General features: G+C 39.6%; 1 protein-coding gene. It reads right to left on the reverse strand.

What is annotated here, in order from left to right:
• Positions 1–113: 113 nt before the first annotated feature.
• Positions 114–485 carry a hypothetical protein gene (locus tag MKP05_RS21535; protein WP_053389858.1) on the reverse strand — a complete coding sequence of 124 codons (372 nt, stop codon included), beginning with the start codon at positions 483–485 and terminating at the stop codon, positions 114–116.
• Positions 486–555: the final 70 nt, after the last annotated feature.

Here is a 555-nt window from a genome sequence, read left to right on the forward strand (position 1 = left end):
AAGAAGCGACAAACGACCCCTCCAGTTAATCACTCCTTTTCTCTTACCTTCCTGTTTTGTCCTTGCCTGCACATAAAAAAAAAGGGATTGAGCATAAGCTCAATCCCCTGTGATCACTTAACCATATCGGCTAAATGTTTCCTGTATTGCAGAACTACAGTCTCGATATCGAGATGTAGTAACGCTGATTTACTGACCATAAAGAAAGTAAGATCAACAGTTCTAGTCTGCGGATAAAGGCAAGCATGAATGATAACGCGATCAGTCAACCAGGCACGTTTGTACACAGTTGAATCGCTAAAATCATCAAGGTTCAGTTTTTGCAGAATAAATCTACGTTCGCTTAAATAAGCTTCAAGATTTTGATAAGTATCGGAACCGGAAAACTGAAGTTCAACTACTTCAGAATCTATCTCTTTCGCAACATTCTGAACATTCAGAGCGGTTTGATATTCATAGAAAGCTTTTTCGATTTGATCGATCATGATTGATTACCTCGGAGGCAATCTTCATGTGCCATAAGGCAACATGAAGAAGCCTTTGGCAGATAGGGTT

It is taken from the genome of Halomonas flagellata (genome assembly GCF_022487945.1).
Lineage (GTDB): Bacteria > Pseudomonadota > Gammaproteobacteria > Pseudomonadales > Halomonadaceae > Halomonas > Halomonas flagellata.

Excerpts from the sequence above, each read along its gene's own strand:
- MKP05_RS21535 (WP_053389858.1), bottom strand. The coding sequence starts at position 485 with ATGATCGATCAAATCGAAAAAGCTTTCTATGAATATCAAACCGCTCTG.